We start from the raw sequence: 26,607 nt of genomic DNA, 5'->3' as shown, positions 1-26,607 counted from the left end.
ACCAAAAGAGTGAGTTAAAGGCCCCTGATACTCAGATACTGTTTCGGCGCTTTTCGTTCTCGTCAGCTTCGACTTCTCTTTCCGCGTTATCCCAGGCTTCAGACAAGCCTTCATAGGCGCTGGAGAACCCTTTCTTCATTCGTCCCCATGCGGTGGACGAGCTGTCTTTGAGGCGTTCATACCAGTCGCCCACCTTTTCACGCTGGGCACGTAAGGCATCCAGACTCTCGCGGGTCTGTTCGCGGGTGGCGTCGCTCATCGCGTCCCAGTCTTCCGCCACACGTTTCTCGAGGGTTGCGATCCGCTCGTCGAGTACCTCAAGTGTATCGCTGATCGAGCGAGCAGCTTCGTCCCGCTGCTCGGCGGTGTAGTTTTTCAGTTTTTCAGCCAGCGCCCGGGTGTCCTGCTTCAGTTCTTCAACCGACGGCGGCGTATTCTCCGCTTCCGCGCTTGCCAGCATCGGAGTAGCCAGGGCTATCGCAGCCAGCACAGCAGCCCTTGACCAGCGTGTCGTTCGACGAGATGTCATATCGTTTTCCTGTTGCTCAATCCGTTTATATGAGGGATACACTGAGAATAGCCTCTTGTTGGTAGCAACCTCCAGCCCTGACACGCTATATAGGGAGCTATTCAAATGCCATGCGGCGCACTATGATGGAAACACATTCACTGTAACAATCGGGACGCTTGTGCTGTCGCTGAACCTTCATCTTCTGTCTGCGTTTATCCCGACATTTTTCGTCGTTTCCATTACGCCGGGAATGTGTATGACTCTGGCGCTATCGCTGGGCATCACAATCGGTGTGCGTCGCGCAATGTGGATGATGGCGGGTGAACTGGTCGGTGTCGCACTGGTCGCGACCTCTGCGGCCGTCGGTGTCGCCGCATTCATGCTGAAATACCCGACGGCATTCATTTTGTTCAAGTATGCCGGCGGCCTCTACCTGGCCTGGCTGGGCATCCAACTCTGGCGCTCACGAGGCAAGCTGGCCATGCCCGAAACCGATGCCCCTGCGCCGACATCATCCAGAGTACAGCTCGCTATTCAGGGTTTTGTCACAGCAATCGCCAATCCCAAGGGTTGGGCTTTTTTTGTCGCACTGCTGCCGCCGTTTATCGACAGCGATTTGCCCATGGCGCCTCAGTTGACTGTGTTGATCCTGATTATTCTGTGTCTGGAGTTTATTTGCCTGCAGCTTTATGCCCACGGTGGAAAAAAGCTGAGTCAGGCGTTGCGGCGTGGTGCCGGCGTTCGCGTGATGAACAGAATTGCCGGCACCTTGATGATTATGGTGGGCGGCTGGTTGGCGCTGGCCTGAGGTTTCAGCTCTTTTCAGCGGCGCCTCGCAGCATTGCCTGCAACAGCTCATCGGCATCAAACTTGGTCAGCGCTTCATCGGCTCCCACCTGAGTGGCGTAGCTTACACTCATTTCGCTGTTCAGTGACGTGTGGAGAATGATGTACGGCTGAACTTTCAACGTCGGGTTATCGCGCACGCTAAACGCCAGTTCGTAGCCATCCAGCCCGGGCATTTCGATATCGCTGACCAGAATGTGGATCGGCTGCTGATCCCTGTCCGCCTCCAGCATGGTGTCCAGCGCTCGCTGGCCGTTCGACGTTACCTGATACGGAATATCCTTGCTGTCGAGTACGTCTGACAGCTGCTTTCGGGCGACTTTGGAGTCATCCACCAACAGAATATTCATTGCCCTCAAGGCTTCCCGCTGCACGTCTGTCAGCACCACTGACGCCAGGTCTCCGCTTTGGGGGTACACCAGCGAAAGCAACAATTCCACATCAAGCAATTGCACCAGCTGCCCTTCGAGATCCAGCAAGCCAGTAACAAACGCCCGACTGCCCAACGCTGACGGTGGCGGCTGAACCTGCTGCCAGTCTGCTTCGACAATCTTGTCGACACTGCGCACGACGAAGCCGATTTCCTTACGCTGGATATCGGTAATGATGATTGAGCTGGTCTTGCATTCTTCCGCCGTTAACGGGCGATAGCCGACGGCAGCGGCCATATCAATCACTGGCACCGCGGAACCGCGAAACATAAGCGTGCCGATAACAGACGGATGACTGTGCGGCAGTTGAGTCAGCGACGTGAACGACATGATTTCACGGATCTTGAGAGTGCCGATAGCAAACGACTTCTGCCCTCCCAGACCGAACAACAGTAATTTCTGATAGTGATTACTTCGATTGGATTTCAATGTCGTGAGTCCTGAATAAAGCTGTCGCTATTGCCGGAGACATACCGGCAATAGCGGGTCACAAGATAACACCCATCATTACCAACCGGCCTGTTGATCCCGTGTCGTCCTGACGCAAATAATGGGGTAAGGGTTACACTTGAACTTAATACGCCATCGTCACGATATCAATTGCCGTTTGTATCGCCGTCATCATCATGTCCTGTTCCGGTGATGATTGGCATACAGCGCGAGGAAAATGTCTATGGTGCAGCAACTTCCCAATGAGTCCGGCATACGCCTCCTGCTCGCACCTAACCGGTCGCTGAGCTGGCGAGGCAATGTCCGGATCTGGTTGGTGCTGTGCGCTGTGTCCCTGTTAATCAGCATCGGCATGCTGACGGCAGGTGCCTGGGTTGTCCTGCCGTTTGCCGGTCTTGAAGTGCTTGCGGTAGGCGCGGGGTTTTATTACACCGCCAGGCAATGTCAGCGTCAGGAAGTGCTGACGTTCAGCGATAACAACCTCAGGTTGGAGAAGGGGGTTAACCATATAGAAGCGTCGTGGGATCTTCCCCGACATTACACTCGTCTGAAAATGACCGAACCGCGGCATGTCTGGACACCGCGACGTCTGTTTCTTGTCTGCCGTGACCTCGAAATCCCCCTCGCCCCTTTTCTCAACCTGGACGACATCAAAGCCCTGACAAGGATTCTCGAACGGGAAGGTCTTCGCATACAACATCAGCCAGTCACCAGCGTGTTTTGACGCGCCCGACCCACACTATCCTGACGGCAGTAAATGCGACAACGGCAGTTCCGTGGTTTGCTTCATGGTTTCCATCACAAAACTGGAACTGACATCGGAAAGATCGGCCCGGATCAGCTTTTTATAAAGCCGGTCATAATCCGGCATATCTGTGACCACCGCCTTGATCAGGTAATCCAGATCACCGCTCATGCGATAGACTTCCAGCACCTCCGGAATATCCCCCAGCACCGCACGAAAATTGGCGGCCCACTGATCATTGTGCTGATTGGTGCGGATCGAGATATACACCGTGAGCGGCAGGTTTACCTTGTCCGGGTTCAGCAGGGTGACGCGCTGGCGAATCACCTCTGCCTGCTCCAGTTTCTGAATGCGGCGCCAGCAGGCCGATTTCGACATACCCACCTGTTCGGCCAACTCGCCCACTGACAATGCAGCATTCCGCTGAAGCAACTCCAGTATCTGCCGATCCGATTTATCGAACGCCATAGCTCTTGATACTCCCGGTTTCGCTTTTGCTTCTCATGCCAATAAGAGAAACAAAATTTCGATTATGAAAAGTATAATGGCATGTTTTTTCGATTTTCGCAGGAGTCTCCGCTCATTCAGGCACAATGTGCGCCGCACGCTGCTTTAAACTGGGTTTATTCCCAGATAACAGCGGCGGCCATCATGACCTTACTCACAGACATCATCCGAAACTCAATTATCGGCGAACGCGCATTAATCCCAACGCCGTTCGGTGACAAACCACTGGTGTATGCCGACTACACCGCGTCGGGCCGTTCGTTGACGCTGATTGAGGACTATATTCGGAATCAGGTCATGCCCTGGTACGCCAACACGCATACTGAAACGTCCTTTACCGGTGCTCAATCCACCGCATTGCGGGAGCAGGCTCGGCAGCAGGTGCGCTCCGCTGTTAACGGCACTGATGATGACAAGGTAATCTTCTGCGGATCAGGTGCCACGGCAGCGATAGACAAGCTGATCGACGTGCTGAATCTGCGTCTGCCGGCAGACCTGAATACCCGATACAAACTGGAAGACGTTATCCCGGAGCCTGAGCGGCCGGTGGTGTTCATCGGCCCCTACGAACACCATTCCAACGAGTTGCCCTGGCGGGAAAGCATTGCCGATGTGGTACGGATCCCGCTATGCCGCAACGGGCAGCTTGATGGCAGCGCACTTGAGAAAGCGCTGCTCCGCTACAGCGATCGCACCCTGAAAATCGGCAGCTTCTCCGCCGCATCCAATGTCACCGGCATCAAGACTCACGTGGACGCGGTCACCCGCCTGCTTCACCAACACGGCGCCTTGGCGTTCTGGGATTACGCGGCCGCCGGTCCTTATGTCGGAATCGATATGACAGGAAGCGTGACCGCCGAAGGCGACAGCCACAAAGATGCTGTCTTTCTCTCCCCTCACAAGTTTGTGGGCGGGCCCGGCACGCCCGGCGTGCTGATCGCCAAACGCCACCTTTTCAAAAACCGGGTGCCGGCAGTACCGGGTGGCGGAACGGTTGCCTACGTGACCCCGGATGATCATCGCTATACTGATGACATTGAACGCCGCGAAGAAGGCGGCACCCCCGCCATTATCGAATCGATTCGGGCCGGGCTGGTGTTCCGATTACAGCAGCAAGTAGGCACCGACACGATCGAGGCACTGGAAACGGATTTTATGCGCAGGGCCCGTGAGCGCTGGTCCGCTTTCGACAATATCGAGATACTGGGTCCTGATGACGCCCCACAGCTTTCGATCGCTTCGCTTCGAATCAAGCATCAGGGCAAAGACCTGCACTATGGCTTTGTCGTCGCGTTGCTCAACGACCTTTTCGGTATTCAGGCACGAGGCGGCTGCTCGTGCGCTGGCCCCTACGGGCACGCATTGCTCAATATGGATATGACGTACAGCCGTGCTTTGGACAGACAGGTGATCGCCGGCCATATGATTCTGCGCCCCGGCTGGGTGCGGCTCAATTTCAATTACTTCATTGATGAGTCGACATTCGAGTACCTGATACGCGCAGTCGAACTGGTGGCTGAACACGGCTGGCGACTGCTGCCCTATTACGCGTTTGATACGCAGGCCAATGTCTGGCGCTATCAGGGAAGCGAAACCCCGTTAATCACGCAGTGGCAAGATATCGATTTTGAGGAAATGGTTAAGCGTTCCCCGGGCGCTCCAGCGACGGCCGACAAAACGCTGCCTGACTACCTGGCAATGGCTGAGAAAACCCTGACGGATACCCGAGACCAGGCAACCGTTTATTCGCTTGAATTGCCCGAAGAAGCCGAGGCACTGCGATGGTTTGCGTTACCGCAGGAAGCAGCACGCGCCTTTTGAATCTGGCAAAACCCTACCGGCGGGGCACTTACCCCATGTGCTCCGCCCGCTCAACCCGACACTCGTAAGAGCCCATTTCCAGCGAACGACACACCCAGGGCCGTTTTTCGTAGATCGTACACATCATCGTGTTGCGGTCGAGCGCCGCGCACCAGCCGTCATCCAGGCGCGCCATGGTCTGCCCGCCGTAGTCGTCCTCCTCGATAAAACGGTCCGGCACGCCTGTGTCACTGATCAGCATCACTTCCAGTCGACAGCAGCACGCCAGGCAGTTCGAGCAACTGACCGCAGGATCGATATCAATGGTCGCATCAACAACTGCAATAGTGGAAACGATGGCAGACACCTCGTGATACGGCATTGCCGCAGCGGGCCGGAGAGTCGGAATAAACCGGGCGTATTGGAAGGCACGTTACCACAGGGCGGAATAATCGGGACAGTTCGAATCGCATGTGACCGCCCGGATTTCAGGCGTTACCTGGCTGATTCTGACGATCGCCCCATCACCAGCACCGCCAGCACGGCAGAGCCGACCATCAGCAACACGGCAACAGCGTTCAGCACGGGCGTCGACCCTTCACGCAAACGATTGAACAGGGCGACGGTCAGCGGCGTATCGCTACCGGTGAGCATCACCGTGGTGTTGAAGTTCTCGAAGGACATCAGAAATGCCATCGCGGCGGCGCCGAATATCGACGGCAACAGCCAGGGCAATGTCACGGTAAACCAGGCCACAACCGGCGTTGCCCCAAGGTTGAGAGCGGCTTCTTCCAGTTGTCGATCAAACTTGCGCAGGCGAGCCGCGATCACCAGCGTGCAAAGGGTCGTGATAAACGCCACCTGCCCGCCAACCACCAGAGGCAGTCCCGGACGGAATACATCCAGCTCGATCCCCCAGAGACTCGACGCATCGTTGGCCATGCCGCTGTAGAACACCAGAATCGAAACACCGAGAATCACCCCGGGAATCACCAGCGGCAGCAGCATGATCACATACAGCAACTCCTTCCCGCGAAATTCCAGCCGTTCGAACAGAATCGCATTCAGGCACCCCAGCGCAACACTGATAAGCGTTACCCAGAAAGCAACGATCACGCTCACCCACAGCGCGGACAACAGACCGTCATCATGGAACAGGCCTGTCCTTCCGCTGCCTTCAGCGAAGTACCAGTCCAGCGTAAACCCTTTCCAGGGCAGTGAGGGAAATGACGCATCATTGAAAGCAAATGCAGCCGTCACCAGCAGTGGCAGCGAGAGGTAGACAAAGAACACCAGCAGATAGGTCAGGTAGAGCCCGTCAAATGACGAGGAACGAGGTACAGATCGAATCATCAGCCCATCACCTTACGCAACGACTGACCGGTCAGCCGCAGCCCCAGCCAGACCATTACCGACGACAGCACCAGCAACAACACACCCAAAGCGGCGCCCTGCTCCCAATTGAAGCGTGTAATGAACTGGGTGAAAATCTGACCGGTAAACCAGGCACTGTCTTTACCTCCCATCAGAATGGGCGTCAGGTAGCTCCCGAGCGTCAGCATAAACACCACAATACTGCCCGAGACGACGCCCGGCATCGCCCATGGCACCACCACTTCGCGCAGCACCGTGAAGTGATTGCCGCCAAGATCGTAGCCCGCCTCGACCAGATTGTCGTCCATGCCTTCCAGCGTGGTTACCAGCGGCACCAGCATAAACAGCAACCCGTTGTAGACCAGCCCGATAATCACCGCGACATCGTTGTAGAGCATTTCAACCGGTCCATCAGCGAAGCCGAGATACTGCAACCAGGTGCTGAACAACCCGCTTTCGCGCAGCAGGATCATCCAACCGTAAGTGCGCACAAGCTCGCTGGCCCAGAAGGGAATCAGGCAGGCAAAAAACAGCAAGCCTTTGGCTCGGCCCCGGGCCAGTTTGGCGATGTACCAGGCAATCGGAAAGGCAATGATCAGGGTCAGAAAAGTCGTGAAAAGCGACATCAATCCGGTTCTGAGGAAGGTTCGCCAATAGTAGGATTCGCTGAAAAAGTTCTGGTACTGCTGCACACCCCAACTGATGGTGTCCCAGCTTTCACGCACCTGGAACGACACTCGCAGCATCTGCAGGTGCGGAAGCAATACCAGCAACAGAATCCATAGCGCAAAAGGCGTAATCAGCAGGCACAGCGACAAGCGGCTGGCACTGGCATTCATGTACCCGCCTCCGCAAACACCGTGGCCAACTGCGGATTCCAACTCAGATCGATGGCGGATTCCGGCGCGACGCGCCCGACGGATCCGTCCTGCGGCAATCGGGCAAACAGAGTCTGCCCGGAAGCCTCGGCCTCGACCCGGCTGTTGGCACCGTCAAACAGAGTGGTCGTTACGGAAGCCCTTAGACTGGCGTAGCCGGTGGCCGCAGCGGGTGTAAGCATCAGGGATTCGGGGCGAATAAACAGGTTCGCCCGCTGGCCCACTTTCAATCCGGGAAACGCCAGTTTGCCGGAGACGCGCTCCCCGCTTGCCAGCAGCAGTTCGGCAATCCCCTCCTGCAACCCGACAACTTCGCCCGAGAGACGGTTATTGTCGCCCACAAAATCGGCGACAAAGGGCGTCTCAGGTGCACGGTAGAGGGTTTCCGGCGGCGCTACCTGATCGAACTGGCCATTGCGCATAACCGCCACCTGATCAGACATCACCATGGCTTCAGACTGATCGTGCGTGATGTAGACGAAGGTGGTGCCAAATGCCTTTTGCAAATGCTTGAGCTCGATTTTCATCTGCTCACGCAGTTTGAGATCGAGCGCTCCCAGCGGCTCGTCCAGCAACAGCAGTGTCGGCTCCAACACCAGACAGCGGGCCAATGCTACCCGTTGGCGCTGTCCGCCACTGAGCTGCTGCGGATTGCGACTTTCCAGGCCGGGCAAACCCACCTGTTCGAGCACACGCGCAACCCGCTTGCTGCGCTCGGCAGCCGGGACTTTCTTTCGGCGCAAGCCGTAGCCGATGTTGTCACCCACTGACATTGTCGGAAACAACGCCAGATGCTGAAACACCATGTTGACCGGTCGACGGTTTGGCGGCACCTCGTTCATCCGCTGACCGCGGATATGGATATCGCCTTCATCCGGGCGATCAAACCCCGCCAGCAACCGAAGCAAGGTGGTTTTACCGCAACCCGAAGGTCCCAGAATTGAGAAGAACGTCCCCGCAGGGACGTCGAGTGACACCCGATCCACCGCAGCATGGCTGCCAAAACGGCGGATCAGGTCAGTGCAGAAGAGGTCTGAATCCATTCCCATCCGGATCAGTTCGCCGCCTGCACGCGATCAAGCACCTGCCCTTCCATGGCTTCCAGTCCCGGCGGAACCGGTGGGTACCATTTGATGTTGTTGAGTGCGTCTTCGTTGAAGCTTTGGCGATAGGCATCACGCAGCTCGGCTGTAACAAATTCATCGGCGCCTTTGGCTGCAGTGAAGTTACCGGACTGGTTGGTGATTTTCGCGGCGATTTCCGGCTGCATCACAAAGTTAATCCACTTGTAGGCGGCATCTTCGTTCTCACCCCGGCGCGGCAGCGCGAAGGTATCGATCCAGCCCAATGCGCCGGATGTGGGGGCCACAAAACTGATGGCCGGATTCTCGGCATTCAGCTTCCAGCCGCCGGCATCCCATGCCATCGCCGCCTTTATTTCGCCGGAGCGGAGCAGCGCCAGCAGTTGATCACCGCCGGTCCAGTAGGTTTTGACGTTGCCTTTGCAGTCGATCAGTTTCTTTTCAACCTTGGCAAGAATCGACTGGTATTTCTGCTCATCGTTATAGGCAGCAAAAGGATCTTCACCCATCGCAAACGCAAACCCGATCAGGGTCGGGCGCTTAAGCCGGTAGCTGACCCTGCCGGCAACCGCAGGGTCACACAAGTCCGTGTAGTCCTTGACGGTGTCCTCAACCTCTCCGTTCACGATCAGCCCACTGGTGCCCCAAACCGCAGGCACACCGTAGGATTTCCCATCCAGCGCAGTGGCCTCTTTGGTGGCTTTCATCATTGAAGGCTGCACACGGGCAGCATCCACTTTGCTGTAATCAATCGGGCGATAGATATTGAACTGGCGCTGTACACCGACAATACGATCCTGGCTGGGTTGCGCCAGATCAAAACCGGCGCCGCCGGTTGCCCGCAACTTGGAGATCATGTCTTCGTTATTGGATAGCGTGACTTTGACATCGATACCCGTTTCTTCCTCGAACTGGGCGACCACATCATCAGGCGCGTAGCCACCCCAGGTGATCAACCGCAACTCTTCGGCTGTGGCCGAAACCGACAACAACGCAGCGGCAACACCGGCGGCAACTTTCATAAGGCGAAAACGGGACGTCCCTTGCTTGCTGACCATACCTTTTCCTTGTTTCTGGGGTTGAGTACGCTAACCAATAAAAGCGACACAGGTATCAGAAAGTTATAGACCATATGTTTCAGTTTTGTGAAGTCGCGGGTGCAAAACCTCGGGAGGGCAAATACATAGAGGGATCAGTCAATCAGGCGGGGCGCCCGACAGCGCTGAGGGCTGCCGGGCTTTGCAAAGCATCAATTGTTCAATGTGGTGTACACCAGAGATGACATATCGGTGTTGGCCGAATTCGGCACTTCGATGTACCGGTCGCCAGAACCCCAGAGCTGCCACCAGGCCCGCTTGTTATAACTACGACTGGCGAAATCCACCTGCAAGCCATTTAGCGTGGTGTTGTTGACCACCGGCACCGAGATATTGCCGACTTCGCTACCCAATACACCACTGTGAGTCACGTCCTCGTTCATCAGCACCGGATAGTGATTCCAGTAGAGGCTGTCGGGCGCATCCTGACTGGACACCTTGCCGGCAAGGCTGAGATTCGAGACACAGGAATCGATGGCATTGGACGATGCAGAACCACAGGATGAGTGCGTCGGAACAACGCCATCATCGGTTCCGTCGATAAACGGCTTGGTCACCCCACCGTAGGACGCGCCACCTGCAACAAACCGCAGTCGGGGAATATCATTCGGGCTGACCGCCAGATTGCGGGCCACGTTGGTTTGCAGATCGTTGACAACACCCAGCTTGCCCGGCTCGGGATCAATACCGGTAAACAGCCGAACGGCCGCCTTGACCGGCGCCAGGTACCAGCTGTCGTTGTATGCAACGCTGACCGCCAGATCGGCCAGATCCGTACCACCACCGGCGCCGGAGAAGTCCAGAGACGCCAGTATCTTCAGGGGAGGCAGGCCATCGGCGGCCAACCACCGGGCCTGATTGTCGAGCATGTAGCGGGTTACCAGATCACCGGTTGAATGCGACACGACGATGCAGTAGTCATCACATAGCCCTTGCTGGGCAATGGATTTGATTTGGTTATAGGCCTGCTGGGCAATTGCACCTTCAACCCGACCATCGCTACCCCAATCGATACGGGCCTCCGACCGGGATAACCAGAAGGTACGCCAATAGTCTTCGCCATTGGCTTTGACTTCGTTCAGGTCTGCCGGCGGGTTTGCCAGGTCTTCTTGCTGGAATCCGTGGATCAGGACCACATTGTGCCCGGCCACCTGCGCCATCGCGGCAGTTGAGCAAAAGGCTGCCGCCAGGGCAACCGCTAGTGTTGGCTTTCTCATGTTGTTCTCCGTCTGTGTTGCAGTCTTGTTGTTATTGGTCCTCCGGGAATCCGGAGCTTGCACTCAGTACGGCACGGTCCGGTTCCTCTGTTTTCACACAGGGCCTCGACCGCGGCGTATCAGCCGCCAACCGCCAGCTTTCTCAGTAAGGCTGCTCGCTGCACTGATTCGGGGTCCCTCGCGGGAGTGTCCTTGAGATCGTCCAGGCCCGAGGCCTTGAACTCGAAACCTTCTTCCGGGCCGAAAGCATAATCGGTGCGATCACCGGGGCGTGCGGGTAATCGCCGTATCTGCAAACCCTTCAACTGCATAACCGGCGCATCAGGCTGGCCGGCCAGTACCGTCCCATGGGCCTTGAGATCAATGGTTGCGCTTGATCCATCCAGACGTTGTTCGTGGCTGAGATGTGCAACCGGGCGCTCGCCGACGTAAAGGTTGGCGCTCAGCGCAAAGTAGCCGGAAGCGTCCGGTTTGAACCGGACCGGAATCACCAGATTATTGTTCTCGATGAAGGGCGATTCGACGCCGCCAAAATCGCCCAGATAGGGCTCGATGGTCAGGGTCGACACATGACGGATCGGTTTTCCGTCAATGCGGGCCTCAACGATCAAACGGTATTCGCCCGGTTCATGATCACTTTCCAGCATGCCTTCAAAAAACCCGTCCGGAGTCCTCTCAAGCGTCGAGGAACCGGAGTCGTCCCCATCCTGCGACTCGAGTCGTGCGGTGGCCTGATCGCCCACAACCATGGTGCCGTTCAGCGTCGCCACGACCAGAATGTCCTCGCCCCGGGTAAAACGGTATTTTTCGAGACTGACAGAAAAACGCCCTTCCCCCGCCAGTGGCAGAACAACCGGCTCATAGTGATTGCCGGCATAGGCCTCCGCCTGTTCAGCACTAAGGGGAATGGAGTAACGGGGATAACGGGTACTCGCTTCATATCGGCTGGCCACTTGCGCGAACATGAATCGAACCGCATCGTCTGGCCGCGTCTTGACCGACGAAGGAACAGGGGGAGCGGGCACTGCTGCAGGCGTAGTGAAAGTTGATGCTGGCTGATGTGCAGCCTTTGCCGTGGCAATAACCGTCCGCTGGTCAGGCGATGCTGACAGCAAATAACCGATACCGACAGCAGTGCCGATAGCAGCCATAACCCAGAACGGGCCACGAAGGCGCATTTACTTCACCTCTACGTCCACTGAATGGAGTTGGGAACCTCTACTACACTAGTAGCTGGAAGCGACGGCACGCCAAATTTCCGCCGATATCAGCGAATGAAAAGTGACCCAAGTCACACTTTAGAGTGAGCACCTACAAGCCGGCGAAGGTCTTTAGTCTGCGCATTGCCGCTTCGAATGAAGGCGAGGTAATGCACCCCGGGGTGCTTTTGTTGTTAACCTGAGGGTAATGGACGCAAGCCGCCATGTGCGGACGTCCTTCATTCGCCCTTTATTTGAGAATCAGGGAGTACTGTCGATGGATCTTCTACGTATTCTGATCGCAATTCTTTTACCCCCGCTGGGCGTGTTCCTGCAGGTAGGCATAGGGAAACACTTCTGGATCAATATTTTGCTGACGCTGCTGGGCTATATTCCGGGCATTGTTCATGCCGTATGGGTCATTGCGAAGAAGTAGGTTTTGCAGAGGCCGGCCTGACAGGACAGGCTGGCCGATTCCGCGCCAACTCAGCTCCCCTTGCGATATGAACGCTACCTTGGTGCTGGTTCCCCAGGTCGCTCCCGGGATTGCCAGGCCGACCAGGAATAGAGCGCCAGTGCAGTCCAGATCATAATGAAACTGATCAGCTGGATCAGGCTGATGGCCTCTCCGAACACAAACAGTGCAATGAAGAACTGCAACGTCGGGTTGATGTACATCAGGAAGCCTACAGTCGACAATCTCAGTCGGCGGGCAGCGCCGGCAAACGCCAGCAAGGGCAGCGCGGTAATCACGCCACTGGCCACCAGCAAGAACGTGGTGCTGGCATTGGCGGTAAAGTGTGACATGCCGGCATAATCCAGTCCCGCCAGCGCAATCAGCCCGACCGGCAGCAGCAATAGCGTTTCAACAAACAACCCGGACAAACCATCCAGCGCCACCTGTTTGCGCAGCAAGCCATAGGTGCCGAAGGTGGTTGCCAGTATCAAACTGATCCAGGGCACACTTCCGAGCATCACCAACTGCAACAGTATCCCGCAACCGGCCAGCGTCACCGCAACAACCTGCAAACGCGCCATCCGTTCGCTCAGTACCAGCATGCCCAGCGCCACGTTCACCAGTGGCGTCAGAAAATAACCCAGGCTGGCCTGCAGGACGTGATGAGTTTCAACCGCGTAGATATAAAGCCCCCAGTTGGTCGCAATCAGTATCGCGCAACCGAGCACACGACCGAGTTTTCGGGGCTCCATAAGCGCCGCTTTTACCGGGCGCCAGCGCCTGAGCACTGTGATCACAAACGCCAGGAATACGCAGGACCAGATGATGCGGTGAAACAGGATTTCGTAGGCAGGCACATTCTGGAACAGCGCAAAAAACAGGGGGAAACAACCCCACATCGTGTAGGCGCCAAGACCAAAAAATATGCCTTTGGTCGCTTCCGGGGTAGTGGTTTTCATAGCGCGACTCTTGGGGAAAGACCCACTAATCTAACACACGGTAATCACGAAAAACCGGAACAGTCAGCCCCCGATTGACCAGTACAGATAACCGGGCTGACGTATGCGGAACCTATACAGTTTCGAAGCGAGCAGTCTGGATGAGTGTCGGGCCAGGCATACTGAAATATTCCCCCTGGGAGTACTCGATACCCAGCTCCACTACCTTCGCCTGCACGGCCTCACTGTGGACAAACTCCGCCACAACTTTGATACCGAGACTGCGGGCAAACTGAACAATGCCCTTGGTTACCAGATAGGCTGTGTGGTCTTGCGCCAGATACCGGATCAGGCTGCCATCGATCTTGATGATATCGATGTTCAACTGCAACAGATGGGAGAAGTTGGAATAGCCGGTGCCGAAATCGTCAATCGCAATCTGGCAACCGAACGGTTTGATCTTCTCGATAAAGCGGAAGACCTCACTGTAGTTTTCGATCCCGTCCGATTCGAGGATTTCGAAAATCACACGCTGGCCCACGTTGCTCTGTTTCAGGTGCCGGAGAATTAACTCCAGTATTTCCGGATCCACGATATCGGCATACGACAGGTTGATCGCGAACTCATAAGGTTCTTTGGCAAACGCCGCAAATGACTTTTCAATCATGACGCGCGTGATGTGCCGGTTGAGCCTCAACTTGTTGGCAACTCCGATGAACTGTCCTGCGGCAACCACCCCATGCTCATCATCGGGCATTCTCACCAGGCATTCGTATTTGGTTATGCGTTTTTGCTGGTTGTCATAGATCGGCTGGAAATGTGGAACCAGCGCGTTCTTCTCGAGCGCATTTTTCAATCGAAGCGCCCAGTAGAGATTTTGCTCGTACCCCTTCTCCACTTTCTGAAGCTGATCGTAGAACAGATAATTCCGCATTTGCTCGCGGGCCTGATGGACCGCGATGGTGGCCTGGCTCAGCAGTTTATCCGGCGAGGCATCGCTTTCCTTGGCTTGCCGGAACGCGATACCGGCGCTGGCATCCAGGCTTAGAGGCTGCTGTTGCCAATAGATACGCTTTTCACGCAGGAAGTCGGTCAGTTCCTCGGTAAATCGTCGGACCCTGCTTTCGGTTGCCATCGGCCCCAGCAGTGCAAACTCGTCACCCGCCACCCGGTAAACAGACAAAGCAGCGCCGAAAACGCGGGAATGGCTCCCCACAAATTCAGTCATATGCCTGGCCATCGCCAGCAACACGTGATCGCCACAGTCGTTGCCGAACAGGCTGTTGATCTCCTTGAATCGATCAAGGTTTACAACAATGAGGCAAGCATCATCACGATCGCCAAGATCTTTGAGAATACGGGTGCGGTTTGGCAGTCCGGTCAGATGGTCAGTGTAAGATATCTGCAGCTCGCGCATCAGCAGCACAATCCGGTAAAGCAGATAAAGACTCAGCACCAGCAATACCGATCCGGTGATAATCAGAATGCGGTAGTTGATGTCACGCATCGGAATCAGCACCCTGTCTATCTCGTCTCGAGGGACGCCGGCGCCATACACCATCCCGGCAGGCGTCGCTGCGTAATACAGTTCGTAGACGCGGCCTTCGACTTCAATTGCCTTGTTCTGCATACGCTGTCGCTGAGCCGAGGCATCCCTAAGCGCGGTCGTATCCGGCGCGTCGGTCGAAAGGTTTTCTGCCAGAATGGCATCAATGATTTTCTGTTCCAGTACCGGGTCATCACCCTCGCTAAGACTCGAGAGGTTGCGATTGTTTCGATCGTTCAGAAACGAAAAACTGTTGTCGGTCACTTCCACACGGCTGACCAGATCTACAATCTGCTCTGAGGCCCAGTCCATTCTGGCGACACCGATATAATGACCGGCTGCGTCGTACATCGGACTGGCCAGCGTCAGAATCGCTTTCTCGGTATCAAAATCGAAATACACCGGCGACCAGAAAACCCGATGAGTGGCAGAATCACCGAGCGGGCTATCCCCTAGGGTCAGCGCAAACCAACGTTCACTCCGAATACTGTCGGCGCTGCCTGCGGCGTCAACACCGGTGAAATCCTTCGGCCCGGAAGACCCTGTCAGGTACACCGAGTGCGTATTGCCTTCAGCGGCCAGCACTCCGGGTGCATACCACAGGCCAGCACCGGATACGCCGTCTGCAGCCGTCAGATGTGCCTTCAGAGAGGTTCCAAGCTGGCGTTGCAATGCCTTGCGTTCGTCGACATCTCCGCTGGCATTCTCTGCCAATCGTGCAAAGGTTTCACCGATTGCTGCCAATCCTTCGATGTTGCGCTGCAACGCAATCTGACGGGCATCAATACGAGTAAGGCTGGCAATAAAGACATCCCGAATCTGCTCGCGCCTGAGTTCATACATCGCCTGCTGCGAGTAGCTCAGATTCAGGTGTGACAACAACAGCATGCCGACAAAAAACAGGAGGGTTAAGAGCGCCAGCAGCCACATAATCGAATGCATGGCGTAATTGCTGCGCCAAAACTTCAGACGCAGGCGACCCAGATTTGTGCGCACGGACCAGCCGGCCGGAGGCTTAATGGATATTGGCATCAGAGCTTGCGGTCACGACATCGTTCATTCGCGCTTTTGCCCCGGCATGACCGAGGCTTGCGGCCTTTTCGAACCACAGAGCGGCTTTCGCCTGATCAGCGCCTACTCCGTGCCCCTGGGAATAAAGTTCACCAAGAAGGTTGGCAGCGTCGCCGGACTCCGGGGCTGCCAGCGTCGCCCAGCGGTATGCATTCCCGTAGTCTCGCAGGGCGTTGGAAATAAGCGCCATATTGGTTTGAGCTCGCACATTGCCTGCATCTGCCGGGGCATGACACGCTTCAAGGGCGCTCGAAAAATTACGGATCGCGGTGAGCAGATAACAGTCGTTCAATTGCTTTCTGAGCGCCTCATCCATTGGCTGCTCCGCGGCTACCGATTCGGCAGGCACAGGTTCCGCCGGTTCTGGTGCAACCTGGGCAGCAACGGGTTTCTCAACGGGGTCAGCGGGCGCGACATTTAACAGGGCAACACGCTCGGCATATGTAGCCACATCTGCCGGGCACGACAGCGTGTAACCGGCACGGTACCGCGCAAGCCGATCAGCGGAGACAGGTTTTTCGGCGTAACGGGAAGCAATCACGGCGCAACGACGGTCCCGTTCTTCAGCAACCACCGCACGCAGGTCTGCCTTGGCGGGATCCCCTTCAACGTCGCGCATGTAAGCAGTAAGCGGATCAATATAAGGTTGGTCGAACAGTGCCTTCAGCTCTGCATTGTTCTCAACAACGGGGTTGGGCTGGCCTATTTTTCCCAGCGCCTGCCCGGTTCGATGAAAAAACTCGGACGACGAGCTAAACAGCCCCTTGTCCTGAAGATTGGCACAACCCGTTAAAAAGGTCAGCAGAGTGAGAGAGACCAGCAATCGGTACATCAGTATTCACCAGAAAAAGTGGCCGCAAAATGTAAAAAAACAGATAACACAACAATGATCCAAAGTTCTGACCAAAAGAGACATTCAACCGGATACTAGTCCGTAGCGATGATCATAGTTCATAACACATGACATAATAGTTCATTATCTGACGCTTTCACTGCCATCTCGGCGGCGGGTAATCGTCACCATTGGACACCGAAACCCACAACGACGCGATTCCCGCACGTTTTTAGTTCCGACTCCGCGCTCTCAGCTCACTTGTGAACTATTGAAAAATTTTTGCCCGAGTGTCGAAAGAGGGTCGCTAAACCGATCTAACGCCCTTCAAAGAAACGCGCGCTGAGACAGACCTCCCATCAAGCGCGAAACCGATTGAGTGGGAGCATCAGGCCCCGTATTATTCCGTTTTATATAATTTCACGTTTCAGGATTACTAATGAGCGAGCAGGAAGCCGGCGCCCATCCCCCCCATCCATCCTACGCCAACGATGAGATCAGTCTGGTTGATATAGCGAAAGTCTTAATCCGGAGAAAAGCCTGGATTATCAGCCTTTTCCTCATCTGCTTACTCGGTTCTGTGGGTCTTGCACTGGTCAAGGATCGCCACTACACCTACACCACCAGCATCCTGGTAGGCGAGTTCGGATTGGACAAATACGTCTCGTCGGCAAAACAGGCCAAAAGTGTGCTCGACAGCCGTATCGTTCCGGTGATTGAAAGGCAGTTTGTCGACAAGCGGAATATTGAGCAGATTCCTTTTGAAACCTCTGTCATGGCAGACGAAGGCAACAATTTCGTCACGCTGCAATCAAAAGCGACAGAGGACAAGCGGTCGCTGGTTGCCGAGTTCCATGAGTCCATGGCATCCGCTCTGACACGTGACCATAACGAGAAGCTGTCGTTGCTGGAAAAAGAGAGTGACATGCGCCTGCAGGCCTTGCGTGTCTCTTATGAAACAGAGCAGCGTCAACTGGAAGAACTTCGAAAACTGCTGGCAACCTCAACCGAATCCGTCGACAAAGCGGAGGCAGAAGAACAGGTGAGAGCCAACTCACAAGGCGCTAGCGGCAACATGGAAGCCACCCTGACCAGCTCCAACAACAAGCTGACATTTATGCTCAGCCAAATGCAGCTGACACAACAACTAAGTGAACGTGAAAACCGGGTAAACGAGCTTCAAAGCGATATTAACGAGGAAGAACTGAAGCGCTCGTGGATCAAACCCACCCGCACAGCCAACCTTGCCACCGCGTCAATCAGACCATCAGGCACCGGCAAGGCGCTCATTGTCGCCTTGGGTGCGATGCTGGGCCTCATGCTAGGCGTGTTTGCGGCTTTCTTCGCAGAGTTCGTCGGTCGGGTCAGACAGGTATCCGAGTAATCACATTTCACTGCGCCAGGGCCGGGAAATTTCAGGTGTCCGCCTTTTCCCCTGACAGCACTCCCAGCAGCGTTTGCGTGTGCTCTACCGCCTCGGCTCCCAGATTGGTCAGGTAGCCTCCGTCGTCCTGAGTGATCAGACCCTTTTGAAACAATCGCTCTGCCGCCATTACCATCTCGGGGGCAGCGGAGTGCTGATGGACCTTGATGCCTTCCTGGCTGGATGACGAGTTGAACAGGGCCAGAAGATTCAGTTCAGCGAGATGATCAGGCGAAAACGGCATTGTCTTACCTCGAATTGTTGTTAGTGGCACTTAACAGTTCTATACGAGATTGCGTCATTCCACAAAGTTAAATTCCCACCCAGACTGCCCTCACCCTTTTGCCGGATGCAACACCCACAGCCTGCATTCCATTTCGGTGCACACCGCCCTGAATCAGGGCGGTGTGGCCTGCTTATAATTTAAAACTCCTTTATTTTCAACAAACTAACTTATGGCACAGCTATTGCTGAATATCTAGCGAATGCCAGACGGGCTTCGCTGTTGCCAGTACGCGGCCAGACTCTGGCATTCAACAGTGAAAATTGAGCAAAGGCGCTCATTGCAACGTGTTTAACGGTGCAGTGGGCGTTTTTTTTGCCCGTTTTGACCGAAAGCCCAAACAGAAGCGTTACTCATAAAAGCGACCCGAGAGAGACCTGCGTGACACGTGACAGGCGCATCTCCTCACTGTTGTGGCCTGGCATGAAAGGACAGATCCAGGGTACCTGACTGCCAAGCCCCTTCGCTCTTCACCCAGAGGAATAGATTATGTCTTATTTGGTTCCATCCGAATTTGTCACCAAGATGGTCGACGCAGGTGAATCCAAGATTCACATGTCGACCCGAGACACCCTGATTCGCGCCTTTATGGCCGGTGCCATTCTTGCGCTTGCTGCGGTTTTTGCGATCACTATCGCGGTGCAGACCGGCAACTTCCTGATCGGCGCCATTCTCTTTCCTGTTGGGTTTTGCATGCTCTATCTGATGGGATTTGACCTGCTAACCGGTGTTTTCATGCTGACCCCGCTGGCATTGTTGGACAAGCGACCGGGCGTCAACGTAAACGGTATCCTGAGAAACTGGGGACTGGTATTTGTGGGCAACTTTGCCGGTGCACTGACCGTTGCCTTCATGATGGCCTTCGTCTTTACCTACGGCTTCAATGTCGAGCCGGGTGCAGTGGGTGCCAAGATCGCAACGATCGGTGAAGCCCGCACTCTGGGGTATGCCGAATACGGTGCCGCGGGCTGGGCGACTATCTTCATCCGCGGCATGCTGTGCAACTGGATGGTATCCCTGGGTGTTGTCGGCGCGATGGTATCAACCAACGTAGGTGGCAAGGTCATCGCAATGTGGATGCCGATCATGCTGTTCTTCTATATGGGCTTTGAACACTCAGTCGTGAATATGTTCCTGTTCCCTTCCGCGATGATTATGGGAGGACAATTCTCGGTTATGGATTATCTGATCTGGAACGAGATCCCGACTGCGCTGGGCAACCTTGTGGGCGGCATCGCATTCACTGGCCTGACCCTGTACACCACTCACGTCCGCACCGCTGCAAAGCGTCGCGTTGTGGGTGAGCGTGTTGCGGCATAACTGATAGCGCCCAACGACATCACTACTAGCGGACCACGGCTTAGCGGCCGTGGTCCGGATTCTGGATCGCACATGAGCCGTCAGCTGAAAGTATCGGTAGGACAGCATTCCGATAAAGGTCGCAAGGCTTCCAATCAGGACTTTCACGGCTGCTATATCCCCGACGAACCCCAGCTCAGCATGAAGGGCATTGCCTTCGCCATGGCAGACGGCATCAGCAGCAGCCACGTCAGTCATATCGCCAGCGAAACCGCAGTCAAAAGCTTTCTGGATGACTACTTCTGCACGTCCGAAGCCTGGTCCGTCAAACAATCGGTTCAGCGCGTCATCAATGCCACAAACTCCTGGCTTCACTCACAAACACTGAACAGTCCTGCCCGTTATGACAAAGACAAGGGGTATATCTGCACCCTCAGTGCGCTGGTCATAAAAGCGGCAACGGCACACCTGTTTCATGTGGGCGATACCCGCATATATCGCTTGCAGGATAAAGGTCTTGAACAACTCACCCACGATCACCGCCTGTGGGTTTCACAGGAAAAAAGCCACCTGAGCCGGGCCCTGGGGATTGATGCCATATTAGAGCTGGATCACCAGACCCTGCCGGTTTCCGTCGGCGATATTTACTTGCTGGCGACTGACGGCGTATACGAACACACAGACGCCGAATTTATCCGGGGCGCCATTGAGCGCTACCCTGACGACCTTAACGAGGCCGCAAGATCGATTGTTGATCAGGCTTACCAGCAAGGCAGCGCTGACAACCTCAGCATTCAGATTGTACGGGTAGATGCATTACCGCAGGACGCGTCCCACTCCCTTCAACACCAGATTGATCAACTGCCCTTTCCACCGGTGCTCGAAGCGCGAGCAAGTTTCGACGGCTATACCATTCTCCGCGAGCTGCACGCCACCAGCCGAAGCCATGTGTATCTGGCTCAGGATGATGAGACCGGCATTCAAGTCGTACTCAAGAGCCCGTCTATCGATCTGCGTGGCGACCCGCACTACCTCGAACACTTCCTGATGGAAGAATGGATTGCCCGGCGGGTCAACAGTGCTCACGTGCTCTCAACCGGCCCGCAGACGCGCTCGCGCAACTACCTCTATACCGTTGCCGAATTCATTGACGGACAAACGCTCAAACAGTGGCTGACCGACACCCCCAAACCTGACCTTGAAGCGGTTCGAAGCATTATTGAACAGGTCGCCAAGGGACTTTACGCGTTGCATCGTATGGAGATCCTGCATCAGGATATCCGTCCGGAAAACATCATGATTGACGCCAACGGCACAGTGAAAATCATTGATTTCGGATCAGCCCGAGTGGCCGGGATCGTGGAGGCAAGCACGCGCAGTGAACAAAGCGATATTCCCGGCACCGCCCTTTACATGGCGCCGGAATATTTTATGGGTGAAGTAGGCACGGTGCAGTCGGATATCTATTCACTGGGCGTACTGACCTATCACATGCTGACAGGCGCATTCCCCTACGGCACTCAGGTTTCCCGTTCACGCACGGCCGCGGCCCAACGCCGCCTGACCTATCGCTCAGCGTTGGACGATGAACGTGAAATTCCGGCCTGGATTGACGAAACCCTGCGCCGTGCCGTGCATCCAAATCCGGACAAGCGCTACCAGGAACTGTCCGAGTTCACCTTCGACATGCGCCAGCCCAACAGGGCCTACCTCAACAAAACCCGGCCACCGCTTCTGGAGCGGAACCCGGTTTTGTTCTGGCAAGGGATATCGGCGGTTCTGGCAATGATTATCGTCATGTTGCTGAGCCGTTAAAAAGGCCGGCAACCCCGGTTACTCTTCAGCAGGGGTAGGACGAATCAGAATCTCATTGACGTCCACATGACGCGGCTGGGAGACGGCATAGATAACGGCGCGAGCGATATCTTCGTCTACCAGTGCGTGCTTGGGCTTTTCATCAAAAAAAGCGGTATCCACCATCCCCGGTTCAATCAGTGTCACCCGCACACCACTACCTCGCAGCTCCTCACGCAGGCCATAACCAATAGCACTCACGGCCCACTTGGTGGCGCTGTACATTGAGCCCGGAATCGTCGCACGACCAGCAGCCGAGCCGGTAAGCAGTACATGCCCCTTCGACTTGCGTATCGCTGGCAATGCCGCCTGGAGTGTCAGGCCGACGCCGTATACATTGGTCAGAATCATGTCCCGCCAGGCTTCGTGGTCGGCCTCGCTGAAGCCGCCCGGGGATCCACCGCGGCCGGCATTGGCGAAGACCGCATCGAGTCGGCCAAATGCCTCAGTGACCTGAGCGACCATCGCTTTTTGCTGGTCAAAATCCTGCACATCGCATTGCAATGCCAACGCCCGTTCGGGCCCACCGAGTTCATCCTGCAAAGCCTTGAGCTTGTCTGCCGATCGCGCAGCGAGTGCCACGCGGTATCCGGCTTTTGCAGCAGCACGGGCGGTTGCAGCGCCGATACCGGAGGACGCGCCGGTAATCAGAATCACGTTGTTCTGGCTTTCGTTTGTCATAGTGCCTCCCTGGATCGAAATTACGTTTAGCGTTACGACTATGCACCTCGAGGTTGTACGTGTCACATCACCTGATCGGTTTTCCCACCTGGCACAAGGCGGTCATCAGGCGTTACTGTATTCAGGTGCAATTAATTGTCAGGTCGCAAGTCCATTACATTCCGGAGGAAACATGTCCGAATCACCTGTCACCACCCAATGGATCGACATCACCAGCACCGATGGCCAGACTTTCAATGGCTACCTGGCCCTTCCCCCTGGCGGCAGTGGCCCCGGCATTGTGCTGATTCAGGAAATTTTCGGCGTTAATCGTCATATCCGCAGCGTGGCCGAGCAGTACGCTCAGGATGGCTACGTCGTCCTGGCCCCGGATGTATTCTGGCGCCAGGAGCCAGGCGTTGAGCTGGCCTACGACGGCGAGGATATGGACAAGGCCCGGAAGCTGGTGCAGCAGATTGATTTCTCGACTGCGGTTGATGATCTCGCCTGCGCCACACAGACGTTACGGCATCAGCCACAATGTGAAGGCGAAGTTGCAGCAATCGGCTACTGCATGGGCGGCATACTGGCGTATCTCGCCGCACTCGGCGCCGGTGTCGATCGCGCCGCCAGCTTCTATCCCGGCGGTATCGCCAATCATCTCGACAAGGCTGCCGAACTGAAGGTACCGGTCCAGTTCCACTTCGCCGGCAATGACAGCCACATTACCGGCGCACATGTGGAGCAAACCCGCGCCGCCTTCAGTGATCGTGATGACGTCGCTGTGTTCGTCTATGACGGTGCCGAACACGGCTTTAACTGCTGGGCCCGCAACAGCTACCAACGCCACGCTGCAGCACTGTCGCATGGTCGGGTTCTGAGCTTTCTGGAAAGCGGGGACTAGTGTCCCCGTTTGGTTAACTCGTTAATCTACCGGGACACTAGGACGATACCCGGTTGTCTTCGATCCATCGACCCGCCCTGCGGGCCTCCTCTTCGTGTGCCTCGTCGCGCCAGGGTTCCTGCAGGGCAGCGTCATACCAGGCGCGCATCGAAGGGAGAGCCAACAGGCGCTCGGCATACGCCATGCTCTCCGGCGACAGCGACAAACCATAGGTCCGGACTCTAAAGGCGACCGGCGCATAGAAGGCATCAACCGCAGTGAAACTGTCCCCAGCGAGGAAAGGCCCGCCAAAATGCGAGAGTCCCTGCTGCCACACGGCATCAAGCCGGCTGACTTCGCTTTTCAGCCCTTCTGGCCAGGGGCCGGTTTCGATCAGCAAACCGCAGTTCATGGTGCAAAAATCACGCATTACCGGAAAACCCGAGTGCATTTCCGCCGCAGCACTGCGGGCCCAGGCTCTGGCCTCACGGCTGCTGGGCCAGACTTCCGGCTTAATTTCCGCCAGATATTCCGCAATGGCCAAAGAATCCCAAACCAGCACATCGCCATCCTTCAGGTAAGGCACTTTTCGCGAAGGTGATCCGGCAAATACTGACTGCGGATCGTGCTTTTCGGAAAAAGGCGAGAGTTGCTCGTCAAATGGAATGGCAAGCTCGTGCATCAATACCCATGGACGCAGCGACCAGGACGAGTAGTTCTTGTTGGCAATGGCAAGTTCGAGCATGGCGTAATCAACCTCAGGACAGGTAGGTTCAGAAGAAGTAATAGCGAATCAACTGCAGTACGATCAATAACCCCATCAGAGGGAAAAGAAACCGGGTGATGTTGCCATAATCGCGAGGTTCACCTTGCTTCTCTGTTTTTTTCGCGTGCTTTTCCATAAACGGCACCAATACGACAAGCGCGAGAATCAGCACGGTGATGATCGCCAACAAGTTCATCATGGACAAAACTCCAGCGATGGGTTTGGACAGGGACAATCGTTTACCCCCGAACCATTGCAGCATGTCCCCGTGACCGGGTAAAGAACGATTGGCAGGCGCAACCCGGTGCCTTAGGCTTTTTACTAATGGTACATGCGCCACATTCCTTCGTATCCTAGTGATTAGTCCGGCAGACGTTCTATTTGATCCACTGCATTACATTGAGGCCTTATGAATCCGACCATCGAACTACTCAACTCTCACCGGTCCATCCGGAAATTCAAGGACCAGAAAATTCCGCAGGATCTGTTTGAAACGATCATCCGAGCCGGCCAAAGTGCCGCAACATCCAGTCATGTTCAGGCCTACTCCATCATTCATGTGGTCAACCCGGAGAATCGGGCAAAACTGGTCGAACTGACAGGCGGCCAGACCTATGTCGCTGATTCTTCAGATTTCCTGGTGTTCTGTGCCGATATGAAACGCCCAACTGAAGCCGCTGAGCGTGCGGGAGCAGAGGTCGTGCGGGGCATGATGGAGCAACTGCTGGTCGCCAGCGTCGATACAGCCCTGATGGCTCAGAATATTGCGGTTGCCGCAGAATCAGAGCAACTTGGCATCTGTTATATCGGCGGAATCCGGAACCACCCCGCAGATGTGAGCGAAATCCTGCGGCTGCCCGAGCATGTGTACCCGGTATTTGGAATGTGCCTGGGTTACCCGGACCAGAACCCCGAAGTCAAACCCCGCCTGCCACTGGCATCGATTCTCAAAGAAGATTACTACCACGACGAGCAGGACCTGGCTCAAATAGGCGCATTCGATGACACCATGCGCACCTACTATCTGGAGCGTACCGGAGGCAACAAGGAAACCAACTGGTCAGAGCAGCTCAAACCCTTGTTTACTTCGAAGCTGCGCCCTCACATGAGCAGCTTCCTCAAAGCCCGAGGGTTTGAGATGAAATAACGCCAGGACGGCAATAAAACGAAAGCCGGTCTACCCGAGCAGGTAGGCCGGCTTTAATTCAAGTTCAATCCTGCAGGTTACTGCTCCGCTGCCTTCAGCTCATCCAGCGCCTGATCCAACACCTCAACGGAATTGCCATGCTTGCCCTGTTTATGAAGGGCCAAACCTTTGTCGCGCAGGGTCTCGATTCGCTCTCGGGTTTCACTATCAAGATCAACGGTGGCCAGCTGGTCATCGATTTTCTTAACCAGTGACGGGCAATGGGATGCCAGCACCGGGCTGCTCAGCAGCATGCTGACCACTACAGCAATTACATAACGCATATCTCATTCCTCCATGACGAGCGTGTCAAAACCAGTCTACGCTTACCTGAGCAGCATCGAAATCGTTTATTTTATGACCACTCATCGCAATCCCGGGAGTAAGGCGGGCGATCTCGGACAAAGACGTTTAAATGAGAACCCGGCAGCAGAACGCGAAACGTAACATTTTTTCCACAAATCAAGGCGTTTCTTCTAAAGTTCAAAGTCGTATCATTCAACATTGAAAATGTTCAGGACAGGCGGACGATTCTCAGGAATCGAACCGACGAAGAGACAGCAATGACGCAAGGCAAACGGACCTTTTTACCCTGGTTAACCACACTGGCACTGATTGTCGCGATGCCCGCCATGGCGGATGGCGTCAAGCGCATCATGCATGCTGATGGCACGGTGGAGTTCACCAACGTAAAAGGTAACAGTCAGAAGCGAGCCTCGACCAAAAATGAAGTCGTGTTCCGCTACAAGGATGACAACGGCGTGGTTGCTTTTAGTGGCACTCGCCCCAGCAACACCGACGTCGATGTGATTCACTTCTACTGTTATGCCTGCGATCCGAACTCTCGCGTCAACTGGCATACCACACCGTTGTACCGCAAACCTTTCAGTGACGAAATCAAAACCGCGGCCACCGAGTTCGGAGTGGATCCGGCGCTGGTACGGGCTGTGATTCATGCCGAATCCGCCTTCAACCCCGCCGCTTTATCGCCTAAAGGTGCGCAGGGGCTGATGCAGTTGATGCCGGCCACCGCAATGGAACTGGGTGTCAAAAATGCGATGATGGCCACCGATAATATTCGCGGCGGAGTCAATTACCTGGCCCTTATGCTCAAGCGCTTCAACGGTGACATTAGCCTCGCTGCGGCAGCCTATAATGCGGGCCCCGGAGCCGTATCGAAGTACAATGGCATACCTCCTTATGCCGAAACCAAGGCCTACGTGAAACGCGTGGGCATTCTCCGCGACCGTTACGCCACCAGATAGATACCAC

28 protein-coding genes are annotated in these 26,607 nt (G+C 55.5%); 10 read left to right on the top strand and 18 right to left on the bottom strand.

Annotation, left to right across the window (positions count from 1 at the left end):
• Nucleotides 1-31: 31 nt before the first annotated feature.
• On the bottom strand, nt 32-529 hold the full coding sequence (locus ACUN9X_RS07300; RefSeq protein ID WP_445472648.1) for a hypothetical protein: 498 nt from the start codon (nt 527-529) through the stop codon (nt 32-34).
• Between the two features lie 160 nt (nt 530-689).
• Between ACUN9X_RS07300 and ACUN9X_RS07295 the strand changes: the two genes are divergently transcribed.
• Nucleotides 690-1,319 carry a LysE family translocator gene (locus ACUN9X_RS07295; protein ID WP_445472647.1) on the top strand — a complete coding sequence of 210 codons (630 nt, stop codon included), beginning with the start codon at nt 690-692 and terminating at the stop codon, nt 1,317-1,319.
• Nucleotides 1,320-1,323: 4 nt separating this feature from the next.
• On the opposite strand, the gene ACUN9X_RS07290 is transcribed toward ACUN9X_RS07295, so the two are convergent.
• Complete coding sequence (locus ACUN9X_RS07290; RefSeq protein ID WP_260036245.1) at nt 1,324-2,217, bottom strand: chemotaxis protein; 894 nt, start codon at nt 2,215-2,217, stop codon at nt 1,324-1,326.
• 244 nt (nt 2,218-2,461) lie between these two features.
• Here ACUN9X_RS07290 and ACUN9X_RS07285 point away from each other — a divergent pair, with 244 nt between their 5' ends.
• Complete coding sequence (locus tag ACUN9X_RS07285; protein WP_260036246.1) at nt 2,462-2,962, top strand: DUF2244 domain-containing protein; 501 nt, start codon at nt 2,462-2,464, stop codon at nt 2,960-2,962.
• A gap of 15 nt (nt 2,963-2,977) precedes the next feature.
• On the opposite strand, the gene ACUN9X_RS07280 is transcribed toward ACUN9X_RS07285, so the two are convergent.
• Nucleotides 2,978-3,451, bottom strand: coding sequence for an Lrp/AsnC family transcriptional regulator (locus ACUN9X_RS07280; protein WP_260036248.1), 474 nt, complete (start codon nt 3,449-3,451; stop codon nt 2,978-2,980).
• 183 nt (nt 3,452-3,634) lie between these two features.
• Here ACUN9X_RS07280 and ACUN9X_RS07275 point away from each other — a divergent pair, with 183 nt between their 5' ends.
• Nucleotides 3,635-5,311 (top strand): aminotransferase class V-fold PLP-dependent enzyme, encoded by a 1,677-nt coding sequence (locus ACUN9X_RS07275; protein ID WP_445472646.1) that lies wholly within the window; start codon nt 3,635-3,637, stop codon nt 5,309-5,311.
• Between the two features lie 28 nt (nt 5,312-5,339).
• Here ACUN9X_RS07275 and ACUN9X_RS07270 read toward each other — a convergent pair whose 3' ends face one another.
• From ACUN9X_RS07270 to ACUN9X_RS07240, 7 genes are all read right to left on the bottom strand, one after another.
• On the bottom strand, nt 5,340-5,672 hold the full coding sequence (locus ACUN9X_RS07270; RefSeq protein WP_260036251.1) for a YkgJ family cysteine cluster protein: 333 nt from the start codon (nt 5,670-5,672) through the stop codon (nt 5,340-5,342).
• A gap of 113 nt (nt 5,673-5,785) precedes the next feature.
• The gene (locus ACUN9X_RS07265) at nt 5,786-6,643 is read right to left on the bottom strand and encodes an ABC transporter permease (protein ID WP_260036253.1); all 858 of its coding nucleotides are present in this window, start codon (nt 6,641-6,643) and stop codon (nt 5,786-5,788) included.
• Entirely contained in the window at nt 6,643-7,503 is an 861-nt protein-coding gene (locus ACUN9X_RS07260) for an ABC transporter permease (protein WP_260036254.1), read from the bottom strand. The genes ACUN9X_RS07265 and ACUN9X_RS07260 overlap by 1 nt, the downstream gene beginning before the upstream one ends.
• The gene (locus ACUN9X_RS07255; RefSeq protein WP_445472645.1) at nt 7,500-8,591 is read right to left on the bottom strand and encodes an ABC transporter ATP-binding protein; all 1,092 of its coding nucleotides are present in this window, start codon (nt 8,589-8,591) and stop codon (nt 7,500-7,502) included. Before ACUN9X_RS07255 ends, ACUN9X_RS07260 begins: the two co-directional genes overlap by 4 nt.
• Nucleotides 8,592-8,596: 5 nt before the next feature.
• On the bottom strand, nt 8,597-9,646 hold the full coding sequence (locus ACUN9X_RS07250) for an extracellular solute-binding protein (RefSeq protein ID WP_260036603.1): 1,050 nt from the start codon (nt 9,644-9,646) through the stop codon (nt 8,597-8,599).
• Between the two features lie 227 nt (nt 9,647-9,873).
• Nucleotides 9,874-10,938, bottom strand: a complete 1,065-nt coding sequence (locus ACUN9X_RS07245; RefSeq protein WP_445472644.1) for a hypothetical protein — start codon at nt 10,936-10,938, stop codon at nt 9,874-9,876.
• Between the two features lie 119 nt (nt 10,939-11,057).
• On the bottom strand, nt 11,058-12,116 hold the full coding sequence (locus ACUN9X_RS07240; RefSeq protein ID WP_445472643.1) for a hypothetical protein: 1,059 nt from the start codon (nt 12,114-12,116) through the stop codon (nt 11,058-11,060).
• A 298-nt stretch (nt 12,117-12,414) separates the two neighbouring features.
• Between ACUN9X_RS07240 and ACUN9X_RS07235 the strand changes: the two genes are divergently transcribed.
• Nucleotides 12,415-12,573: a YqaE/Pmp3 family membrane protein gene (locus tag ACUN9X_RS07235; RefSeq protein WP_091998138.1), complete on the top strand. Its 159-nt coding sequence runs from the start codon at nt 12,415-12,417 to the stop codon at nt 12,571-12,573.
• Between the two features lie 74 nt (nt 12,574-12,647).
• Here the strand turns inward: ACUN9X_RS07235 and rarD are convergent, their stop codons facing one another.
• The 3 genes from rarD to ACUN9X_RS07220 form a co-directional block, all read right to left on the bottom strand.
• Entirely contained in the window at nt 12,648-13,553 is a 906-nt protein-coding gene (rarD, locus tag ACUN9X_RS07230) for an EamA family transporter RarD (protein ID WP_445472642.1), read from the bottom strand.
• Between the two features lie 112 nt (nt 13,554-13,665).
• Nucleotides 13,666-16,020 carry an EAL domain-containing protein gene (locus ACUN9X_RS07225; RefSeq protein ID WP_445472641.1) on the bottom strand — a complete coding sequence of 785 codons (2,355 nt, stop codon included), beginning with the start codon at nt 16,018-16,020 and terminating at the stop codon, nt 13,666-13,668.
• 73 nt (nt 16,021-16,093) lie between these two features.
• Nucleotides 16,094-16,981, bottom strand: a complete 888-nt coding sequence (locus tag ACUN9X_RS07220; protein ID WP_445472640.1) for a tetratricopeptide repeat protein — start codon at nt 16,979-16,981, stop codon at nt 16,094-16,096.
• Between the two features lie 439 nt (nt 16,982-17,420).
• Here ACUN9X_RS07220 and ACUN9X_RS07215 point away from each other — a divergent pair, with 439 nt between their 5' ends.
• Nucleotides 17,421-18,365: a Wzz/FepE/Etk N-terminal domain-containing protein gene (locus ACUN9X_RS07215; RefSeq protein WP_445472639.1), complete on the top strand. Its 945-nt coding sequence runs from the start codon at nt 17,421-17,423 to the stop codon at nt 18,363-18,365.
• A gap of 31 nt (nt 18,366-18,396) precedes the next feature.
• Here ACUN9X_RS07215 and ACUN9X_RS07210 read toward each other — a convergent pair whose 3' ends face one another.
• Complete coding sequence (locus tag ACUN9X_RS07210; protein WP_260036270.1) at nt 18,397-18,648, bottom strand: TIGR02647 family protein; 252 nt, start codon at nt 18,646-18,648, stop codon at nt 18,397-18,399.
• Nucleotides 18,649-19,176: 528 nt separating this feature from the next.
• On the opposite strand from ACUN9X_RS07210, the gene ACUN9X_RS07205 reads away from it, so the two are divergent.
• Both ACUN9X_RS07205 and ACUN9X_RS07200 read left to right on the top strand, forming a co-directional pair.
• Nucleotides 19,177-20,007 carry a formate/nitrite transporter family protein gene (locus ACUN9X_RS07205; protein WP_260036272.1) on the top strand — a complete coding sequence of 277 codons (831 nt, stop codon included), beginning with the start codon at nt 19,177-19,179 and terminating at the stop codon, nt 20,005-20,007.
• 72 nt (nt 20,008-20,079) lie between these two features.
• Nucleotides 20,080-21,801 (top strand): protein kinase domain-containing protein, encoded by a 1,722-nt coding sequence (locus ACUN9X_RS07200; RefSeq protein WP_445472638.1) that lies wholly within the window; start codon nt 20,080-20,082, stop codon nt 21,799-21,801.
• A gap of 18 nt (nt 21,802-21,819) precedes the next feature.
• Here ACUN9X_RS07200 and ACUN9X_RS07195 read toward each other — a convergent pair whose 3' ends face one another.
• Entirely contained in the window at nt 21,820-22,521 is a 702-nt protein-coding gene (locus ACUN9X_RS07195; RefSeq protein ID WP_445472637.1) for an SDR family oxidoreductase, read from the bottom strand.
• A 172-nt stretch (nt 22,522-22,693) separates the two neighbouring features.
• On the opposite strand from ACUN9X_RS07195, the gene ACUN9X_RS07190 reads away from it, so the two are divergent.
• Entirely contained in the window at nt 22,694-23,404 is a 711-nt protein-coding gene (locus tag ACUN9X_RS07190; RefSeq protein ID WP_445472636.1) for a dienelactone hydrolase family protein, read from the top strand.
• A gap of 37 nt (nt 23,405-23,441) precedes the next feature.
• On the opposite strand, the gene ACUN9X_RS07185 is transcribed toward ACUN9X_RS07190, so the two are convergent.
• Together ACUN9X_RS07185 and ACUN9X_RS07180 are read right to left on the bottom strand one after the other, a co-directional pair.
• On the bottom strand, nt 23,442-24,128 hold the full coding sequence (locus ACUN9X_RS07185; protein WP_445472635.1) for a glutathione S-transferase family protein: 687 nt from the start codon (nt 24,126-24,128) through the stop codon (nt 23,442-23,444).
• 28 nt (nt 24,129-24,156) lie between these two features.
• Nucleotides 24,157-24,348: a hypothetical protein gene (locus ACUN9X_RS07180; RefSeq protein WP_260036281.1), complete on the bottom strand. Its 192-nt coding sequence runs from the start codon at nt 24,346-24,348 to the stop codon at nt 24,157-24,159.
• A 210-nt stretch (nt 24,349-24,558) separates the two neighbouring features.
• Here ACUN9X_RS07180 and nfsA point away from each other — a divergent pair, with 210 nt between their 5' ends.
• Nucleotides 24,559-25,296, top strand: coding sequence for an oxygen-insensitive NADPH nitroreductase (gene nfsA, locus ACUN9X_RS07175; protein WP_445472634.1), 738 nt, complete (start codon nt 24,559-24,561; stop codon nt 25,294-25,296).
• A 77-nt stretch (nt 25,297-25,373) separates the two neighbouring features.
• On the opposite strand, the gene ACUN9X_RS07170 is transcribed toward nfsA, so the two are convergent.
• Nucleotides 25,374-25,619, bottom strand: a complete 246-nt coding sequence (locus ACUN9X_RS07170) for a hypothetical protein (RefSeq protein WP_445472633.1) — start codon at nt 25,617-25,619, stop codon at nt 25,374-25,376.
• 279 nt (nt 25,620-25,898) lie between these two features.
• Between ACUN9X_RS07170 and ACUN9X_RS07165 the strand changes: the two genes are divergently transcribed.
• Entirely contained in the window at nt 25,899-26,600 is a 702-nt protein-coding gene (locus ACUN9X_RS07165) for a lytic transglycosylase domain-containing protein (RefSeq protein ID WP_260036285.1), read from the top strand.
• The last annotated feature ends 7 nt before the right edge of the window (nt 26,601-26,607 follow it).

Source organism: Marinobacter sp. V032 (assembly GCF_052645435.1).
Note: the sequence above shows the minus strand (reverse complement) of the source record. Positions and strands in the feature narration are given on the sequence as shown.

Coding starts and splice junctions, on each gene's coding strand:
- ACUN9X_RS07255 (WP_445472645.1), bottom strand. CDS start 8,591: ATGGGAATGGATTCAGACCTCTTCTGCACTGACCTGATCCGCCGTTTT.
- ACUN9X_RS07225 (WP_445472641.1), bottom strand. CDS start 16,020: ATGCATTCGATTATGTGGCTGCTGGCGCTCTTAACCCTCCTGTTTTTT.
- ACUN9X_RS07205 (WP_260036272.1), top strand. CDS start 19,177: ATGTCTTATTTGGTTCCATCCGAATTTGTCACCAAGATGGTCGACGCA.
- ACUN9X_RS07170 (WP_445472633.1), bottom strand. CDS start 25,619: ATGCGTTATGTAATTGCTGTAGTGGTCAGCATGCTGCTGAGCAGCCCG.
- ACUN9X_RS07275 (WP_445472646.1), top strand. CDS start 3,635: ATGACCTTACTCACAGACATCATCCGAAACTCAATTATCGGCGAACGC.
- ACUN9X_RS07270 (WP_260036251.1), bottom strand. CDS start 5,672: ATGCCGTATCACGAGGTGTCTGCCATCGTTTCCACTATTGCAGTTGTT.
- ACUN9X_RS07260 (WP_260036254.1), bottom strand. CDS start 7,503: ATGAATGCCAGTGCCAGCCGCTTGTCGCTGTGCCTGCTGATTACGCCT.
- ACUN9X_RS07185 (WP_445472635.1), bottom strand. CDS start 24,128: ATGCTCGAACTTGCCATTGCCAACAAGAACTACTCGTCCTGGTCGCTG.
- ACUN9X_RS07240 (WP_445472643.1), bottom strand. CDS start 12,116: ATGCGCCTTCGTGGCCCGTTCTGGGTTATGGCTGCTATCGGCACTGCT.
- rarD (WP_445472642.1), bottom strand. CDS start 13,553: ATGAAAACCACTACCCCGGAAGCGACCAAAGGCATATTTTTTGGTCTT.
- ACUN9X_RS07180 (WP_260036281.1), bottom strand. CDS start 24,348: ATGATGAACTTGTTGGCGATCATCACCGTGCTGATTCTCGCGCTTGTC.
- ACUN9X_RS07165 (WP_260036285.1), top strand. CDS start 25,899: ATGACGCAAGGCAAACGGACCTTTTTACCCTGGTTAACCACACTGGCA.
- ACUN9X_RS07280 (WP_260036248.1), bottom strand. CDS start 3,451: ATGGCGTTCGATAAATCGGATCGGCAGATACTGGAGTTGCTTCAGCGG.
- ACUN9X_RS07265 (WP_260036253.1), bottom strand. CDS start 6,643: ATGATTCGATCTGTACCTCGTTCCTCGTCATTTGACGGGCTCTACCTG.
- ACUN9X_RS07220 (WP_445472640.1), bottom strand. CDS start 16,981: ATGTACCGATTGCTGGTCTCTCTCACTCTGCTGACCTTTTTAACGGGT.
- ACUN9X_RS07300 (WP_445472648.1), bottom strand. CDS start 529: ATGACATCTCGTCGAACGACACGCTGGTCAAGGGCTGCTGTGCTGGCT.
- ACUN9X_RS07215 (WP_445472639.1), top strand. CDS start 17,421: ATGAGCGAGCAGGAAGCCGGCGCCCATCCCCCCCATCCATCCTACGCC.
- ACUN9X_RS07200 (WP_445472638.1), top strand. CDS start 20,080: ATGAGCCGTCAGCTGAAAGTATCGGTAGGACAGCATTCCGATAAAGGT.
- ACUN9X_RS07245 (WP_445472644.1), bottom strand. CDS start 10,938: ATGAGAAAGCCAACACTAGCGGTTGCCCTGGCGGCAGCCTTTTGCTCA.
- ACUN9X_RS07195 (WP_445472637.1), bottom strand. CDS start 22,521: ATGACAAACGAAAGCCAGAACAACGTGATTCTGATTACCGGCGCGTCC.
- ACUN9X_RS07190 (WP_445472636.1), top strand. CDS start 22,694: ATGTCCGAATCACCTGTCACCACCCAATGGATCGACATCACCAGCACC.
- nfsA (WP_445472634.1), top strand. CDS start 24,559: ATGAATCCGACCATCGAACTACTCAACTCTCACCGGTCCATCCGGAAA.
- ACUN9X_RS07210 (WP_260036270.1), bottom strand. CDS start 18,648: ATGCCGTTTTCGCCTGATCATCTCGCTGAACTGAATCTTCTGGCCCTG.
- ACUN9X_RS07250 (WP_260036603.1), bottom strand. CDS start 9,646: ATGAAAGTTGCCGCCGGTGTTGCCGCTGCGTTGTTGTCGGTTTCGGCC.
- ACUN9X_RS07285 (WP_260036246.1), top strand. CDS start 2,462: ATGGTGCAGCAACTTCCCAATGAGTCCGGCATACGCCTCCTGCTCGCA.
- ACUN9X_RS07235 (WP_091998138.1), top strand. CDS start 12,415: ATGGATCTTCTACGTATTCTGATCGCAATTCTTTTACCCCCGCTGGGC.